This window comes from Undibacterium sp. TJN19 (assembly GCF_049339485.1).
Lineage (GTDB): Bacteria > Pseudomonadota > Gammaproteobacteria > Burkholderiales > Burkholderiaceae_D > Undibacterium.
Genome location: NZ_JBMPPL010000002.1, coordinates 1 through 16,263 on the forward strand (window position 1 = coordinate 1; position 16,263 = coordinate 16,263).

General features: G+C 51.0%; 12 protein-coding genes and 1 pseudogene. 8 read left to right on the plus strand and 5 right to left on the minus strand.

Annotated elements, in window-relative coordinates; all coding sequences use genetic code 11:
• The 3 genes from ACO0LH_RS08200 to ACO0LH_RS08210 form a co-directional block, all read left to right on the plus strand.
• Positions 1 to 1,973: beta strand repeat-containing protein (locus tag ACO0LH_RS08200; RefSeq protein ID WP_422940584.1), on the plus strand; the 1,973-nt coding region annotated here is incomplete at its 5' end.
• Between the two features lie 180 nt (positions 1,974 to 2,153).
• The gene (pyrC, locus tag ACO0LH_RS08205) at positions 2,154 to 3,218 is read left to right on the plus strand and encodes a dihydroorotase (RefSeq protein ID WP_422940585.1); all 1,065 of its coding nucleotides are present in this window, start codon (positions 2,154 to 2,156) and stop codon (positions 3,216 to 3,218) included.
• Positions 3,219 to 3,228: 10 nt separating this feature from the next.
• A complete protein-coding gene (locus ACO0LH_RS08210; protein WP_422940586.1) occupies positions 3,229 to 4,029 on the plus strand; it encodes a DUF3025 domain-containing protein in 801 nt (266 codons plus the stop codon).
• 38 nt (positions 4,030 to 4,067) lie between these two features.
• On the opposite strand, the gene ACO0LH_RS08215 is transcribed toward ACO0LH_RS08210, so the two are convergent.
• On the minus strand, positions 4,068 to 4,319 hold the full coding sequence (locus ACO0LH_RS08215; RefSeq protein ID WP_422940587.1) for a YdcH family protein: 252 nt from the start codon (positions 4,317 to 4,319) through the stop codon (positions 4,068 to 4,070).
• 413 nt (positions 4,320 to 4,732) lie between these two features.
• Here ACO0LH_RS08215 and ACO0LH_RS08220 point away from each other — a divergent pair, with 413 nt between their 5' ends.
• Positions 4,733 to 6,340 carry a sensor histidine kinase gene (locus ACO0LH_RS08220; protein ID WP_422940588.1) on the plus strand — a complete coding sequence of 536 codons (1,608 nt, stop codon included), beginning with the start codon at positions 4,733 to 4,735 and terminating at the stop codon, positions 6,338 to 6,340.
• Positions 6,341 to 6,354: 14 nt separating this feature from the next.
• On the opposite strand, the gene ACO0LH_RS08225 is transcribed toward ACO0LH_RS08220, so the two are convergent.
• Complete coding sequence (locus ACO0LH_RS08225) at positions 6,355 to 7,158, minus strand: substrate-binding periplasmic protein (RefSeq protein ID WP_422940589.1); 804 nt, start codon at positions 7,156 to 7,158, stop codon at positions 6,355 to 6,357.
• Between the two features lie 342 nt (positions 7,159 to 7,500).
• Between ACO0LH_RS08225 and ACO0LH_RS08230 the strand changes: the two genes are divergently transcribed.
• The 3 genes from ACO0LH_RS08230 to ACO0LH_RS08240 are packed head-to-tail and all read left to right on the plus strand — an operon-like array spanning position 7,501 to position 10,470.
• The gene (locus tag ACO0LH_RS08230) at positions 7,501 to 8,601 is read left to right on the plus strand and encodes an aromatic ring-hydroxylating oxygenase subunit alpha (protein ID WP_422940590.1); all 1,101 of its coding nucleotides are present in this window, start codon (positions 7,501 to 7,503) and stop codon (positions 8,599 to 8,601) included.
• 56 nt (positions 8,602 to 8,657) lie between these two features.
• Positions 8,658 to 9,581, plus strand: coding sequence for a DMT family transporter (locus ACO0LH_RS08235; protein WP_422940591.1), 924 nt, complete (start codon positions 8,658 to 8,660; stop codon positions 9,579 to 9,581).
• Positions 9,582 to 9,624: 43 nt separating this feature from the next.
• Positions 9,625 to 10,470: a sulfurtransferase gene (locus tag ACO0LH_RS08240; protein ID WP_422940592.1), complete on the plus strand. Its 846-nt coding sequence runs from the start codon at positions 9,625 to 9,627 to the stop codon at positions 10,468 to 10,470.
• 91 nt (positions 10,471 to 10,561) lie between these two features.
• Here ACO0LH_RS08240 and ACO0LH_RS08245 read toward each other — a convergent pair.
• The 3 genes and pseudogenes from ACO0LH_RS08245 to ACO0LH_RS08255 all read right to left on the minus strand — a co-directional run bounded on the left by ACO0LH_RS08245 (position 10,562) and on the right by ACO0LH_RS08255 (position 13,014).
• Positions 10,562 to 11,570 (minus strand): annotated as a pseudogene (locus ACO0LH_RS08245) (SDR family oxidoreductase).
• Between the two features lie 163 nt (positions 11,571 to 11,733).
• Complete coding sequence (locus tag ACO0LH_RS08250) at positions 11,734 to 11,964, minus strand: hypothetical protein (RefSeq protein WP_422940593.1); 231 nt, start codon at positions 11,962 to 11,964, stop codon at positions 11,734 to 11,736.
• Between the two features lie 300 nt (positions 11,965 to 12,264).
• The gene (locus tag ACO0LH_RS08255) at positions 12,265 to 13,014 is read right to left on the minus strand and encodes a ZIP family metal transporter (RefSeq protein WP_422941161.1); all 750 of its coding nucleotides are present in this window, start codon (positions 13,012 to 13,014) and stop codon (positions 12,265 to 12,267) included.
• Between the two features lie 908 nt (positions 13,015 to 13,922).
• Between ACO0LH_RS08255 and ACO0LH_RS08260 the strand changes: the two genes are divergently transcribed.
• On the plus strand, positions 13,923 to 16,211 hold the full coding sequence (locus ACO0LH_RS08260; protein ID WP_422940594.1) for a pre-peptidase C-terminal domain-containing protein: 2,289 nt from the start codon (positions 13,923 to 13,925) through the stop codon (positions 16,209 to 16,211).
• Positions 16,212 to 16,263: the final 52 nt, after the last annotated feature.

The following is a 16,263-nucleotide window of genomic DNA, read 5'->3' on the forward strand; positions in this document are numbered from 1 at the left end:
CGAACTTCGTCCAACTGGGCGCTGGTGCTGACCGCGTTGTCCTGCTGGGTAACTATGTTGCCGGTACGTACAACGTTGTTGAAAACGGTGTGAACCTCAATACACAATCCACAGCAACTGCTGTTGCTCGCGTTGTGACAGACACGATCAATCTGGGTGCAGGTAACGATACACTGGTGACTTACGGTGCGATCAATCTGGCTGGTGCGACTTTGTCTGGTATCGAAACAATTCAGGCAAACTCTGCTGTTGTGATCACTGCATCTCAGTACGCTGCTCTGGTTGCTGCCCGTGCTGCTCTGTCCCTGAGCACGCCAGTTCTGGTGTTCTCTGGCAATGTCCCACATCAACTGACGATCGTTGATGACATCGCTGGTGCAAACAACATCGATCTGTCTTTGATCTCTGTTACAAGCGGTACTTTGGTGATTGACACAGCGTCTTCTTCCAATGCAACTGGTGGCGGCGTGAACAACACAACGACATCCAATGCAGTGACTGTATCTGGTGGCGCAACAGTAACAACAGGTGTTGTCGGTACATCTCCAATCAACGGTGGTGGTTCAGCATTGACCCCTATCACGCTGACTGCAGGTGGCATATTCAACAGTGCGGCCAATGTCAATGATAACTTCACAGGTAATGCGGCTGCTCTGGTTGGTACTACCATCAACGGCAATGCCGGTGATACAGACGTGATTACCTTTACTGGGGGCGGCAGTATTGTTATCGGCGGCGGTAATACCATCACTAATATCAAGACTGTGACAACAGACAATACGTCCAGCGACGTGTATTTCAATGTTGCTACTGCTGGCGTGACTACCATTAACGGCGGTACAGGTAATGACCGCGTCTTCCTGGCCAACTCTGGCAGCTCCATGCTGGCTGGCAACATCAACCTCGGCAATGGTAATAACCAGCTGACACTGGAAGGGAAGACTTATAGCGGTACTTTTACTGCCGGCTCTGGTACAACTGACTTGCTGATATTTGCCAATGGCAGCAATATTTCTGCAGCCAATATCACTGGTTTTGAGCAAGCATTGTTCACAACAAATGGTTCATTCACGATGACCGCCGCGCAGTGGGCTGCTTTCGCTACGGTGACTGCCGCAGGTACAGAAACCCTCACACTGACAACAGCGGGTACGGTTACAGCTCTGCCTAACACTGAAAACTACAACCTGGCTAACGGTACCAATACATTCACCGCTGCTATTAATACAACGAGCGTTGTTGGTGGTACAGGCGATGACACACTGAACATCAGCGAAGCAATCTACAATGCTACCATCGCTACTATCAACGGTGGCCTGGGTAATGATGTGCTGAACGTTGGTGCAGTAACAGCATCAATCAACTTGAGTACAAAAACAACTGGCATTGAAACTGTCAATGTCACTGGAGGCACCAATGCTGCATGGACAGTGACAAATGAAAACGGTGCTGGCGTGACTTTGAACTTCACTAAATCTGCTGCTACTAACATCAGTAATGTTGTTCTGGGCACAGGTGGTCAGACTCTGAATATTCTGGGGGCTGGTACAGGTAACACAACCATCACTGGTGGTTCTGGTGCTGATACGATCAATTTGTCCACCACTGCAACTGGTGCTGATGTGATTGCTTCTGGTTCTGTATTGGCTAACATCGATACAGTGGCAAACTTCAAAGTCGCTGGTGCTGACGTATTCAAAACTGGTACAGCAGCAACTACATTGAACTTGTTGTCCATCGCTACTGCTGATGTATCCACTCTGGCAGCAGCAATTGCTACAGCAGCAACGGCCGCTGGAGCAACACTGGCAGCCAATACCCAGGCCTACGTGATCACGGTAGCGGCAGGTACAGCAGCTGGTACTTATGCCTTCCAAAACATCGGTGGCACTGTAGGTACTGTTGATGCAACTGACTTTATCGTTAAACTGGTTGGCGCAGGTTCCATCGTTGCCGGCGACTTCATCGCTTAATTCCGTAGCAAGCAATATACCGCGGTAGCCCGCTACCCACTGGCAAAAAACCACCTTTATGGTGGTTTTTTGTCTTTATGACCAGGTTGAGAAAATGCAGAAATCAGTCAATCATTGTGAATAGTCGTGAAAAAGGAGGGGAAAAGGTAAAATGCCGGTATTCCGTCACTTCGAGCCAACATGACTGCCTCTACTACTGATTTCTCCCCGCAACAGATCACGATTACCCGCCCTGATGACTGGCATCTGCATGTACGCGATGGTGCTGCCCTGGCCAGCGTACTGCCACATACGGCAGCGCAGTTTGCCCGCGCCATCATCATGCCTAACCTGAAGCCACCTGTGACTACAACAGTACAGGCCGCAGCGTATCGTGAGCGTATCCTGGCTGCCTTGCCAGCTGGTATGCAATTTGAACCACTGATGACGCTGTACCTGACCAATAACACGCCGCCCGATGAAATCCGCCGCGCCAAAGACAGCGGCTTTGTCCATGCGGTGAAGCTGTATCCGGCCGGTGCCACGACGAATTCCGACGCGGGCGTGACTGACCTGAGAAACTGCTACAAGACGCTGGAAGTCATGCAGGAAGTTGGCCTGCCATTCTTGGTGCATGGTGAAGTGACGGATCCTGGAATTGACTTGTTCGACCGTGAAGCGGTGTTCATTGAGCGCGTGATGCAGCCTTTACGTTACGACATGCCCGAATTGAAAGTCGTGTTTGAGCATATTACCACGAGCGATGCGGCTGCTTATGTGGCGGAAGCGTCCGGCCCGATCGCAGCAACTATTACCGCCCACCATTTGCTGTATAACCGCAATGAAATCTTCAAGGGCGGCATACGCCCGCATTATTATTGCCTGCCTGTACTCAAGCGGGAAACCCATAGACAAGCGCTGGTGAAGGCGGCTATTTCTGACAGCAAGCGGTTTTTTCTTGGTACGGATTCTGCACCACATCCCAAGGGCTTGAAGGAACATGCTTGTGGATGCGCAGGTTGTTATACCGCGCTGCATGCAATGGAATTGTACACACAGGCATTTGAACAAGCTGGTGCGCTCGACAAGCTGGAAGCCTTCGCCAGTTTCAATGGCCCGGATTTCTACCAGTTGCCACGTAATACGGGCACAATCACCTTGCAGCGTGAAGATTGGCAAATGCCGACAGAACTGCCATTTGCTGACAGCACCATTGTGCCCTTGAACAGTGGCGAGACCTTGCACTGGAAGATGCTGGCAGCCTGAGCGGATGTTGATGAAGCCGCGTTTTTTTGATTCGATTGACTGGTCGCATGCCTGGTTTGCACCCGTGCATCAGGCTGCGCAAAAACTGCTCACTGCGGCCGACTGGCGACAGCAACTCAATCAACTGGCTAGCCAGGCAAGACTACAAAATCACCTGGGTTTGCCCTTGCAATTCATTCCGCAGGAAGCACTGCCTGAAGGCATCGCTTACGAGGCGCATATCAGCGTCAGCGGTCAAGTGCCAACCAGAGATAATCTGCATGATTTTTTTAACGCCCTGGTATGGTTGACGTTTCCGCGCATCAAACGTCAGTTGAATGCCTTGCAGGCAGCGCAAATTGCCAGCCTGGGCATAGGTAAATCACGCGGCCCGGCGCGTGATGCTGCTACCATCTTTGATGAAAATGCGGCTTTGCTGGTGGTGGAAAATTCCGTAGAAGGTTTCGCCTTGCTCGACGCCTTGCGTGCCCACGAATGGCAATCTGTCTTTGTTGTGCAGGCAGATAAATTCGAGCGCTGCGCTGAGGTCTGGAGCTTTGGTCATGCTTTGATGGAAAAACTGGTACAGCCGTATAAGGCGATTACCGCCCATACCTGGGTAGTCGTCGTAGAGGCCGATTATTTTGTTTTTGACCGTGCTGACAAGTGTAATTATCTGGATCAGCAAGTTGCCACCCAATTAATGCATCACCAATTGACAACAGCAGATTACACACCATTGCCGGTATTGGGTATACCCGGCTGGTGGTCGCAGCAAGACCCTGCTTTCTACGCCGACCAGCAAGTGTTCAGACCCAAGCGCAGGGTTTAGCAGGTGCCGGGCAATGAGCATTTCTCAATCAGGTTAACTCAGGGTTTTTCTGCGTGTCCTTGCAAAATTTGAAATAGCTGATCTTTCAGACTGATACGAACTTTTTTCAAGCCTTCCAGTACAGCGTCACCCAGATGATCCAGGTCGTTTTCTGCACGAGTGATGTTCTTGTCTGTCACTTCATACTCAGCCAGCAGTTTAGAGAAATGGGCGTTGTCCAGCTTCAATGTATGGATAAGTTCTTTGAATTCGGGGAAATCGTTGGCTAGCGGGTGGGTTTCAACTTGCATGAGGACTCCTGATGTGAGGAAGGGATTTTCCTTGTCTCGATACTAAGCCTATACTGCCGATGCTTCCTGATATAAATCAAACCATTGTCAGGAATGCGGTGTAAAAAACAATTTTTCAATTTATTTGAAGCTGGGGGACACAGTTAAATGTTTCGCTCGTGCAAGACAAGCTTTAATTTCAGGTAGAATAATTGTGCATCGCGATGTATCTGGTCGCGCCTATCTGCTCCCCATGAAGTCTGATCGGGTATTGGTGCCTGGTCTAAAATGCCAGGGCAGGTAGCTGATATTCGCCTGTTGTGAACATTACCTGATTGATTACAATCAAATATTCATGGATTGCCCTGGCTACAAATTCGGGTAAATTCTGCCAGTTAGCCGCTGAAGCCTTAACCCTGGGATTAGCAGTAGCGATGCAAATCAAAAAAGTTCATCCACCTGCCGCGCCGGCCAGTCGTGCTGGCACCTTGTCGCTGCGAAATGCGATAGTGTTGGGTATCGCTTTGGGTATAGTCGTGCCTGCGCTCTTGCTGGGATCTCTGCTCGCGCGTGACAGTTATCAACGTGATCTCGATGTGCGCGTGCGTGGCCCATTGATGCAATATGCGAGCATGCTGGAGCAGACCATGCCCATCCCGCTGTGGCAGGTCGATGCCAGTGCTGCCCAAAGCTTTGTCAATTCCGTCATGCTGAACCCTGATGTCAGACGTATCGTCGTCGAAGATGCGGCTCTCGGCCGGTTTATTCAGGCAGGGCAGCAGCAACTGCCGAAAGAAGGTGTGATCACCGAGAGCCGTGATATCCACAAGGATGGTGCAGTCATCGGGCGGGTGACAATATCGATGAGCAGCCAACTTGTTGAGCAGGAATTCATGCACAAATTGCTGCGCGCCGGTACGGCCATCATGCTGCAATTGCTGATTTCATTTTTTCTCTTGTGGCTCTTATTTCAAAGACGCATGATGCAACCTCTGCGGCAATTGCAGCATGATGTTGATCGCCTCGGTGAGGGGCAGTTGACTGAACCGGTCAGGGTAGATCGTCCAGATGAACTGGGCAGTCTGGCGCTGGGGGTGGATTCCATGCGGGTGCGTCTGGGCGAATTAATGAACCTGCAAGCCAGTCACAATACAACTTTGGAGCAGCGGGTGGATGACCGTACCCGCGAATTGCATGACTCCAACCAGGAACTGCGTACCGCACTGGAAAACCTCAACAATGCGCATATGGAAATTCAGCGTACCGACCGCCTGGCGGCACTGGGTTCTTTGGTGGCAGGGGTGGCGCATGAACTCAATACGCCTATAGGTAACTCAGTGACCGTCGCCAGTACTGTGCAGGACTTGAGTAAGGAATTCAAAAGAAAAATGGAAAAGGGTGTGACCCGTGCCTACCTGCAAAGCTATGTAGAAAACAACTTGCAGGCCAGTGATATCCTGCTGCGCAACCTGCACAGTGCAGCCGACCTGATCGGCAGCTTCAAGCGGGTAGCTGTCGACAGAACCAGTGCGCACAGGCGTGAATTTCTACTGGATGAAGTTGTCCGTGAAACGGTGCTGACCATGGGGGCCAGCATCAAGCGTAGTGTGCAGGATGTACGTATTCAGATACCCGAAGGCATCTCGATGGATGCCTATCCCGGCTTGCTGGGGCAGATTATCAGTAACCTCATCAATAATGCCGTGCTGCACGGATTTGAAGAGCGCGATAATGGGGTGATTGAGATTCAGGCACACTTGCTCGATACCCTGCCAGCCTCAGTCGAGCTATGCGTCAGGGACAATGGTGTTGGTATTACGGAGATCAATATGGGACGTATCTTCGACCCCTTTTTTACCACCAAGTTGGGGCAGGGTGGTAGTGGGCTGGGGTTGAATATTGTCTATAACCTTGTACGCGATGTGCTTGGGGGCAGCATACGGGTAGACAGCAAACCCGATCACGGGGCCAGTTTCATCATGATACTGCCGCTGAATGCGCCGCGTGATGCCGCGACGGAACAAGAGCAAAGCGCATACTGATGCCCTGTCAGGTACTACTCTTTTGTCTTGGCCACGTCCGACCAGCCCTGGGGGCAGTTTACCTGCGCCAGCAATTTCTGATATTCACCTGATGCCCTCAATTTTTTCAGGCCATTGTTGAATGCTGCTATCCGCACGGCACTGGCAGGCAAACTGCGTGGCAGCATCAGATGAGTGGTAAAGCTTTCCGTCATAAGTTTGGGATGGGCCGACAGCTGTGCAGCCTCTGCTGGTGAAAAATTACGGGCCAGCAAATCGCAGGTGACATTGCGTTCCATCGGCGCGACATCAACCCGCTTTAACAGCAGCATGCGCAGGGCCGCCATATCATTCGGTAATTTCTCAGCCTTGAATTCTGCCTTGTTGGCCATTGCCCAGATTTCGGGCGTGTACGTATAGTCCTGTATCATCGCCACACGGTAGGCTTGCAGATCGCTGAGCTGCTTCCATTTGAAGTCCAGCGCAGTCCGGTAGACGAACACCCATTGCTCGGTGATGACATTGTCACTCAGGAAAAAACTGGTGTCATGCTCAGGCTTGTGGCCCCAGTATGCCGTACCATCCCACTTGCCATTACGACTCTCTGCCAGTGAACGTGACCAGGGCAAAAATGTGAATTCAACCTGATAGCCTTCGAGCTCAAAAGCCCGGCGCACGATGCTTAAGGCAATACCTTTGTCAGGACGGCTTTCAGTGGCATAAGGTGGCAGCTCGCCGGTGGCGATGCGCAATACCTGCGGTGCCGATTTTTGCGCCCCGGCAAGGCTGGAAAACATCCAAAGAAATATCGTGAACAGGCAAAGCCAGGTTTTTTTCATGATACTGCTTCCATAAGGAGGGCAACAGACCCTGGTGACAATGGGTGAGGGGCTGCAACTATCATGTTCCTTATTGATATTTCTGGCAAGCCAGCTGTGGCGCAAAGACTTCAGTGCGGTTGGTATATATGTATTTCTCATAAGAAATGAAGAAAGCCTTGGCAAAGAATTAAGAAGGGGAAAATTTTTTACATTTCAGGTATAATCCGCGGTTCTGTCCAAAATTTCCTCTTCAAGTCGTTTGATCGTTTGAATTTTCGTCTGGATTGAAAGTCCTTACGGAACAGGTTTTTGTGGATTCTTTCTCTCTTAGGTTGGTGCAAATTAATTTGGGGGGTGGGGATGTCCGATCTGGCTTCTTTGTCTACACTCGCGCGTTCTGACGCGCAACTTCCGGTTCACGTGTATTTTGATGAGACGCTTTTACAGCGTGAAATCAAAGATTTATTCCAGTCTGGCCCACGTTATGTCGGCCATGAACTGATGGTGCCCCATGTCGGCGATTTTGCCACGCTTGCTTCTGAAAACGAAGGACGCATGCTGGTGCGCAGCGCCCAGGGCATAGAACTGATGTCCAATGTCTGCCGTCACCGCCAGGCGCTGATGTTCAATGGCCGTGGCAACAGCAAGAATATTGTCTGTCCGCTGCATCGTTGGACGTACGACCTCAAAGGCGAACTCATCGGTGCACCGCATTTTGCCGATACCCCCTGCCTGAATTTGCAACGCACGCCACTGCAAAACTGGAATGGCCTGCTATTCGAGCAAAACGGTTATAACGTCATGGAGCGCATGTCGCGCCTCAGCGTCACGCAAGACCTTGATTTCAGTGACTACATGCTCGACCATGTCGAAGTGCATGAATGCGATTACAACTGGAAGACTTTTATCGAAGTCTATCTGGAAGATTACCATGTCGAACCCTTCCATCCTGGCCTGGGCAGCTTTGTATCCTGCGATGACCTGACATGGGAATTCGGCGAAGATTACAGCGTCCAGACCGTTGGCGTGCACAAGGGTTTGCTGAAGTCAGGTTCACCCACTTATCAGCGCTGGCAAGAACAGGTGTTGAAGTTCCGTAATGGCGAAACACCAAAATATGGCGCGATCTGGTTGACCCTGTATCCCAATATCATGGTCGAATGGTATCCGCATGTGCTGGTGGTCTCGACACTGTGGCCAACCGCGACCGGCAAGACACGTAATGTTGTTGAGTTTTATTATCCTGAAGAAATCGTGCTGTTTGAACGCGAATTCATAGAAGCTGAACGTGCAGCCTATATGGAAACCTGCGTCGAGGATGATGAAATCGCCTTGCGCATGGATGCTGGCCGCAAGATACTGTTCGACCGTGATGTCAGTGAAGTCGGCCCCTATCAATCACCAATGGAAGATGGCATGCAGCACTTTCATGAGTGGTATCGAAGAAAAATGACTTTCTAGTAAATTGCTTATAGGGGAGGCGCGTGCCTCCCTTATTTTTTTGGAGCTCAGTTTTTATGCAGTCTTTATGGATGCTGGTTGCCAGTTTTCTGTTTTCCATCATGGGTGTCTGCGTCAAGCTGGCATCGGCCGATTATTCTACCGCTGAAATTGTCGCTTATCGCGGTGCCATAGGCATGCTGATGATCGCCATGCTGGTCAGGTTGCAGGGTGGCACTTTAAGAACAGGCATGCCTTACCATCATCTTGTGCGTGGTGGTGTTGGTGTCATCTCATTATGGTTATGGTTTTATGCCTTGGGCAAATTGCCACTGGCGATGGCGGTGACACTGAATTATATGTCCCCCATCTGGATCGCTGCCATCTTGCTGACAGGCGCATGGTGGCGCAAGCAGCGTGGGCTGACCTGGCAACCCATCGCCGCCATCCTTATGGGTTTTGTCGGCGTGGTTTTGTTGCTACGCCCCAGCATACATACTGACCAGGTCATGGGTGGCGTTCTTGCCCTGATATCGGGCATGCTCGCAGCTTGGGCCTACATGCAGGTCAGGCAAATGGGCTTGATGGGCGAGCCTGAATACCGCGTGGTGTTTTATTTTTCCACGACCTGCGCATTGGCGGGCCTGCTGGGCACGATGTTGGGAAAATTCTTCGCCAGCGAAGGCGGCCAGCAAATCATCTGGCATACGCTCAGTAACAAAGGTATCTGGCTGTTATTGGCGATAGGTCTGACAGCTGCATCGGCACAAATGGCCATGACACGGGCCTATCGGCTGGGTAATACTCTCGTTACTGCCAACCTGCAATATGTGGGCATTGTGTTTTCCAGCGTGTGGGATATGCTGGTCTGGAAAGAAAGCCTGGCCTGGCTGAGCTGGGTCGGTATCGCGGTGATTCTATGCAGCGGCCTCATCGCTACCTTTTATAATGCAAGAACCAGTCAGCCGGCAATTGCCAGCGACGCCATCAGTACGGAATAAAACTCTAATACAATAGTTTGCGGCTTATTTTCAGGAGAAAAAGATGTACACAACTTTGATCAGTGCAGCAGATCTGGCTTCTCATACCGATGATAAACAATGGGTCGTGCTGGATTGTCGCCACGATTTGATGGATACCAATGCCGGGCAGGCAGCGTATGACCAGGGCCATATTCCTGGGGCACAATTTGTCCATCTTGATCAACGCCTGTCGGCCGAAAAAGTGGGGCCAGATGGTGTTTTTCGCGGTCGTCACCCTCTGCCAGAAAAAGCTGATTTCATCGCCACGCTGCAAAGCCTGGGTATCAATAATGATAGTCAGGTCGTTGTCTATGATGCGCATGGCGGCATGTTTGCAGCGCGTCTGTGGTGGATGTTGCGCTGGGTTGGACATCGCGCTGTGGCTGTGCTGGATGGCGGCTTGCCCGCCTGGCAGGCTGCCCAACAAGCCTTGACAAGAGAGGTGCCGGTAACCAGTGCGGGTACGATCAGTGAGCTGCCTGCGCTGGTGCATACGCTGGATGTGACACAGGTGCTGAGCAATATCAGCAGTGCTGCGAAAACCCTGGTGGATGCACGTGCCGCAGACCGTTACCGCGGCGAAAATGAAACCATGGACCCGGTTGGCGGCCATATTCCCGGCGCAAAAAATCGCTTCTTCAAAGACAACCTGCAAGCCGACGGCCGTTTCAAGCCCGCCGCACAATTGCATCAGGAATGGTCACCCATCGTCAGCGATGCCAGCCAGGCCATCATGCAATGCGGTTCAGGAGTGACGGCCTGCCATAATTTGCTGGCGCTGGAAGTGGCAGGCATGTCGGGTGCCGCCCTGTATCCTGGTTCATGGAGCGAATGGTGTGCAGATACGTCACGTCCGGTAGAGCGGTGATCTGAAATCCTGCTTTTCAGGATGCCGCTGTAAGCGCCGCCCGGTTGTTGGCACCGTGGCGGCATTGTTGTATGTAAAGCCGCTATGCGGCTTAGCCAACACTGCCCGTAATAGGCAGTACTATGCCGGTGATATAGTTGGAGCAGCTGGGTGCAGCTAAAAATACATAGGCTGGCGATATTTCTTCAGGCTGGGCAGGCCGGCGCATGTCGGTATGTTTCCCAAAATTCTGAATGTCTTCTGGCGTCTTGTCTGCCGGATTCAGCGGCGCCCAGACCGGCCCTGGCGCGACGACATTCACACGTATGCCCTTATCCAGCAAATTGAGGGCCAGTAATTTCGTAAAGGCATGAATCGCTCCTTTGGTGACTGAGTAGTCGAGCAATTCCTTGTTGCCGCTAAGGCCCGTTGTCGATCCGGTATTGATGATGGTATCGCCTTTTTTCAAGTGAGGAAGCACCGCTTTCGCCATGTGAAAATAACCGTAAATATTGGTCTTCATGGTTTCATCGAAATGCTCTTCAGTCAAATCCAGCAGCTAATCTGCATGCTCCTGGAAGGCAGCATTATTGCCGAGAATATTGATTTTGCCAAATTTTTGCATGACGCTGGCCGCCACTTTTTCGCAGAACTGCATGTCCCTGACATCACCCTGTATCAACAGGCAATGCTGCCCTTCCTGATTCACATGCATTTCGGTTTTCTCAGCATCCTGTTTTTCTTCTGGGCTTAAATACACGATGGCGACATCGGCTCCTCCCTGGCAAACAGGACTGCCACTGCACGCCCAATACCCAAATCACTGCCGGTGATAATAGCAACCCGGTCTCTGAGTTTTTTACTTCCGGTATAGGTCGGTGCCAGAAAGCGCGGCTGCAATTCCATATCAGCTTCTACACCCGGTTTTTTAAATGCTGGTCTGGTAGCGGAGGCGCTGGCTGTTCGGGGCTGGTTTGTACTGCGGTTCTCTTTTCGGTTTTTCTTCCGGTAGGCCGGGCATCCTTGGCATCTTGTTGCTACTGGATGGCGCGTTGCCTCTCTACAGCAGAAATGATTTCTGTATGTGTGTTATTCGATGGCGAAAGCATGGAAATAGTCATGAGATTTCCTGTGAAACCGCCTGTGCCGATAACTAACAGGGAATGGGAATTACCATGGATGCCGGAGGCTTCGTCACAGCAATCTTTTTGAATTGCCAACCCTGTTAGTGGTACTGCATGCAAGCGTTTTACTTGCTGTTATTCATGATGAATAACGTTTTGATTAGCGATGTTTCGAATCCGAACTGGATTTGGAATCGCTACGTTGGGATTTGCCAGAGCCTGTGGAATTGCTGTTGCTGCCACTTGCCGATTTCGAATTCGAAGCAGATCCGCTACCATCATTTTTGTGACTTTGCTGACCAGCTTTAACGTGTTGTTCGTGTGTGCCGCCTTGAGTGGTGGCAGATTTGGAACCTTGGTTATTACCAGAATTAGTCGATTGTGTAGGCATAGTAAACTCCTCAAATTTTCCGCTGAATGCCGCGGTCGCATTTCACTGATTTGATGTGAATCAGTGAATTCATCATAACGACAATGGTGTGTTGAGGGAGTAGGACAGGAGTAGGAGAACACGCACAAAATACGTCAGAAAATTGACGAATGAATTTCCATCATTGTTATGTGCGCTGCAGGACTTTGCATGTGGTTTTTGATGCGCATGCTGCATTGAGCATGCACTTTTTTCAGATGAAAAAAGATCCGGATGCTGAAATGAATTCCAGCGAATGGTGAATAATTAAATGTGTTGCGGTTAATGATGACGCGTGACAAACAGCACCAGCACTACGCCCAGGGCAATCAATAAAATCTGCGGTATGGTTTCTTTCAAGGTCGCACGGCGCTGCATTTGCGGCATCAGGTCACTGACGGCAATATAGATAAAACCGGAAGATGCAAAGACCAGCACATACGGGATCATCCCACTCGCATGCTCAAGCGTGAAGTAACCGACCACGCCACCAACCACACCCATCATGCTGCATATCAGGTTATATAAATAGGCGCGCATGCGGCTGAAGCCGGCATTGAGCAAGACGATGAAATCACCAATTTCCTGAGGAATTTCATGCGCAATAATTGCCAGGCCAGTCACCAGGCCCAATTTGGGATTGGCCAGGAAAGCCGCGGCGATCAATATGCCATCAGTGAAATTATGCATGCCATCACCGACCAGTATCATCCAGCCGGCGCGACCGGCTTCATGCGCGTCATGACCGTCTTCATGATGGTGACCGTCGCCCTCGTGGTGATGTGAATGACGCAGGATAGCGAATTTTTCCAGCAGGAAGAAGGCCAGTAATCCAGCCAGCAGGCAGGCAAACAGGGTACGCGTATCTGCCTTGGATTCGAAAGCTTCAGGCAAGGCATGCAGCAAGGAAGTCGACAGCATGATGCCCACCGACAGGCTGACCATGCGTTCCACCACTTTCGACAAGAGAGAAAACGAAAAGATCGCAGCGGCACTAATGCTCAACACACCAGCAATCGTGGTGGCAAACAGGATGGATAACAACGTGGAGTGAATTTTAAACCTCGGGAATTTGCAACCAGGTTGCAAATTAGAACATATACCAGGGATTTCTGCAAATTACCAAGGGGCTGGTGCAGATGCTGCCAGCTATCTCGGCCAATCGTGCGTGTGGGTAAAACGCAGTTTCACTAAATGCCATCAGGGCGTCAAGTCAGATGCCAGGACTGCTGCGAGACGCCGCGCAGCCTGCGCAGGTCGACTGATGCCTGGCCCGATGTTTGCCAACACTGCGTTCAATATGCAGTTGCCAGAGCCTGCATACGTCCTATTGATGCATCGGAATCATTGCGATTGTCACGTGGCGATCGATTTTCAGGTATCGAAATTAGATGGTGGGCATATCGTTGCATTTTTGCAACCGCTCATATAAGAGAAATATTTATCAAATATATGACATTTCCTCTATGAACGAGGCAAACGGTCGAAGCCGTTAATCTTAATAAAAGATATATATTCAAGCTTAAGTAATTAATTTTTTTGACATATTGTTAAAGAATGTTAATAATCGGCTTTCGTTACAAAAATAACACACTGGTATTGGAACTTTTTATAGGATTTTAAATTTTTTCATAGGTAGATGATGTCTTGTATGGCGTTTTTGCATGCAAGTGGTATTTCTATTGCCTAAAAGAATTTCTATGCAGATGATTTGATCAATTGCCTGCATAGCAATAGGGAGCAGATGAAAAGGCCACGCGCAGCCTGATCAGACGTTCCAACGGTGAATTGGCTAAGCCGGCTCAAACAAACCGGCTTGTTCAATTTGCCAATCCCTGATCAATAGGGACAGGGATCAGTGACTGAGTCGATCGGTTTAATCAACCATAAAAATTAAGCGGATCACATTCTTCGAATCAAAAAAAAGAGGGAGAGAAGTAATGAGAATCAGTGGTAATTTAAAACTACTATCAGGCATCACGATGGCTCTGGCCGTGCTAAGCGGCACTGCTCAGGCTGAACAATGGGCGCCAACAGCGACCAAAGCAACGAGGATACCTGCTACCGTCTCATCGGCATCAACAGCGACACTTTTGCAGGCGGGCGCACCGACGCATGTGGTGGTGTCACTCAAATTGCGCAACAAGGCTGACCTGGATACGCTGACTGCCGGGATTTTGAGCGGCAAGAACGTTAAAACCATCTCTAATGCAGATTTTCTGAGCCGCTATGCACCAACGGCAGCCCAGGTGCAAGCCGTGGTAGATCACTTGAAGAACAGTGGTTTCATCAATGTGCAGGTATCCGATAACCGCATGCTGGTCAGTGCCGATGGTGCTGCGTCGACGGTGAAAACCGCCTTCAATACCGACTTGCATACCTACACGGTCAATGGCCGTACTGCCCAGGCCAATCTGACGGATGTTTCCATACCGCAGTCTCTGAGCGATACGGTGCTGGCAGTGCATGGTTTGCAAACCATTCATTTGCATCACACCAACCTGGTCAGACCCAAAGCGAATACGCTGGCAAATTCGGGCCACAACCCGACAGAATTTTCTGCCATCTATAACGCCACGGGTTTGCCCAGCGCGGTCAATGCCACCATTGGTATCATCACTCAGGGCAGCATGACACAGACCATTACTGACCTGAACACTTTCACCAGCCGCGCTGGTTATCCGGCTGTCAATGTACAGACGGTGACAGTCGGTGCTGCCAGTTCGGATACTGCCGGTATCGGTGAATGGAATATGGATACGCAAGATGCGCTGGCAGCTGCGGGCGGTACCATCAAGAAGATGATACTGTACACAGCCACCACGCTCAGTGACGCGGATCTGACGGCTACCTATAATCGCGTCATCAGCGACAATGTGGCAAAGTCCATCAACGTCTCGCTGGGTGAATGCGAAAACGATGCCTACAATTCAGGCATCATGGCCAGTAATGACCAGATCTTCCAGACCGCCGTCGCCCAGGGCCAGACCTTCTCGGTCTCTTCGGGTGATTCGGGTGCCTATGAATGTGGTGGGCCTGGTACTTCGCAAAGCTATCCTTCGGTATCACCATATGTGATTTCCGTCGGCGGCACCTTGCTCAATACCTCCGGTAGCACCTGGGTATCTGAATCCGTCTGGGCTTGCACGACAGCCTCAAGCTGCCAGCAAAGCGCAAACGGTGGCGCAGGTGGCGGGCCATCCCTGACTGAAGCTGCACCAAGCTGGCAAATCAGTTCCGGCGTCCTGGGTTCTTCTACCAAGCGCGGTACGCCAGACATCTCTTTTGATGCAGATCCGGCCAGCGGTGCTTTGGTGATTGTCAATGGTTCCAACGAGCAAATCGGTGGCACCAGTCTGGCAGCACCGATCTTCACCGGTTTTTGGGCCAGGGTACAATCGATGAACGGCAATGCCTTGCCTTTCCCGGCTGCTGCCATCTACCAGAAAGCGGCCAGCACTCCAGGCATGTTCCATGACATCACATCTGGCAGCAATGGTGGTTATACCGCCAAGGCAGGCTGGGATTATGCCAGTGGTTACGGTAGTCTGAACATGGCCAATTTTGCTGCTGCCATGGGTTCCACACCGCCACCAGGCAATACGGCATTGACCAAGGATGTTCCGGTGACAGGCATTGCTGTTGCTACCGGCGGCAACCTGATCTATACCTTTGCCGTACCTGCCGGTGCAACCAACCTGACGTTCAAAACAACGGGCGGTACAGGGGATGCCGATTTGTATGTACAACTGGGTTCAGCACCAACGACCACGACCTACCTGCAAAAATCAGATGGTTCCACCACGACTGAGTCCATCACCATCGCTGCTCCCGCATCCGGCACATATTATGTGCTGGTACATGGCTATACCGCTGCCAGCGGCATCAGCCTGGTTGCCAGCTATCAGGGTTCCAACCCTGGTACGGTGTTGAACAATGGCGTTCCTGTCACAGGCATCACGCTGGCATCTGGCGCTTCAACTGTCTACACCTTCGTGGTGCCTGCCGGTCGTCCGTCAGTAACGTTTAAAACCAGCGGTGGTACCGGTGATGCTGACCTGTATGTACAAGTAGGTTCAGCACCAACGACATCGTCTTACCTGCAAAGATCCAATGGTCCGACTACTGCGGAAAGCATCACCATTACATCTCCCGCAGCAGGTACTTACTATGTCCTGGTCAAAGCTTACAGCGCCATCAGCGGCGTCAGCCTGGTTGCCAGCGACTAAGTCCTTACCCATCTGGTTTCATCGCACGAAAATGTAGTGAAATCAGTGTGGC

Excerpts from the sequence above, each read along its gene's own strand:
- ACO0LH_RS08210 (WP_422940586.1), top strand. The coding sequence starts at position 3,229 with ATGAAGCCGCGTTTTTTTGATTCGATTGACTGGTCGCATGCCTGGTTT.
- ACO0LH_RS08220 (WP_422940588.1), top strand. The coding sequence starts at position 4,733 with ATGCAAATCAAAAAAGTTCATCCACCTGCCGCGCCGGCCAGTCGTGCT.
- ACO0LH_RS08240 (WP_422940592.1), top strand. The coding sequence starts at position 9,625 with ATGTACACAACTTTGATCAGTGCAGCAGATCTGGCTTCTCATACCGAT.
- ACO0LH_RS08250 (WP_422940593.1), bottom strand. The coding sequence starts at position 11,964 with ATGCCTACACAATCGACTAATTCTGGTAATAACCAAGGTTCCAAATCT.
- ACO0LH_RS08215 (WP_422940587.1), bottom strand. The coding sequence starts at position 4,319 with ATGCAAGTTGAAACCCACCCGCTAGCCAACGATTTCCCCGAATTCAAA.
- pyrC (WP_422940585.1), top strand. The coding sequence starts at position 2,154 with ATGACTGCCTCTACTACTGATTTCTCCCCGCAACAGATCACGATTACC.
- ACO0LH_RS08260 (WP_422940594.1), top strand. The coding sequence starts at position 13,923 with ATGAGAATCAGTGGTAATTTAAAACTACTATCAGGCATCACGATGGCT.
- ACO0LH_RS08230 (WP_422940590.1), top strand. The coding sequence starts at position 7,501 with ATGTCCGATCTGGCTTCTTTGTCTACACTCGCGCGTTCTGACGCGCAA.
- ACO0LH_RS08235 (WP_422940591.1), top strand. The coding sequence starts at position 8,658 with ATGCAGTCTTTATGGATGCTGGTTGCCAGTTTTCTGTTTTCCATCATG.
- ACO0LH_RS08225 (WP_422940589.1), bottom strand. The coding sequence starts at position 7,158 with ATGAAAAAAACCTGGCTTTGCCTGTTCACGATATTTCTTTGGATGTTT.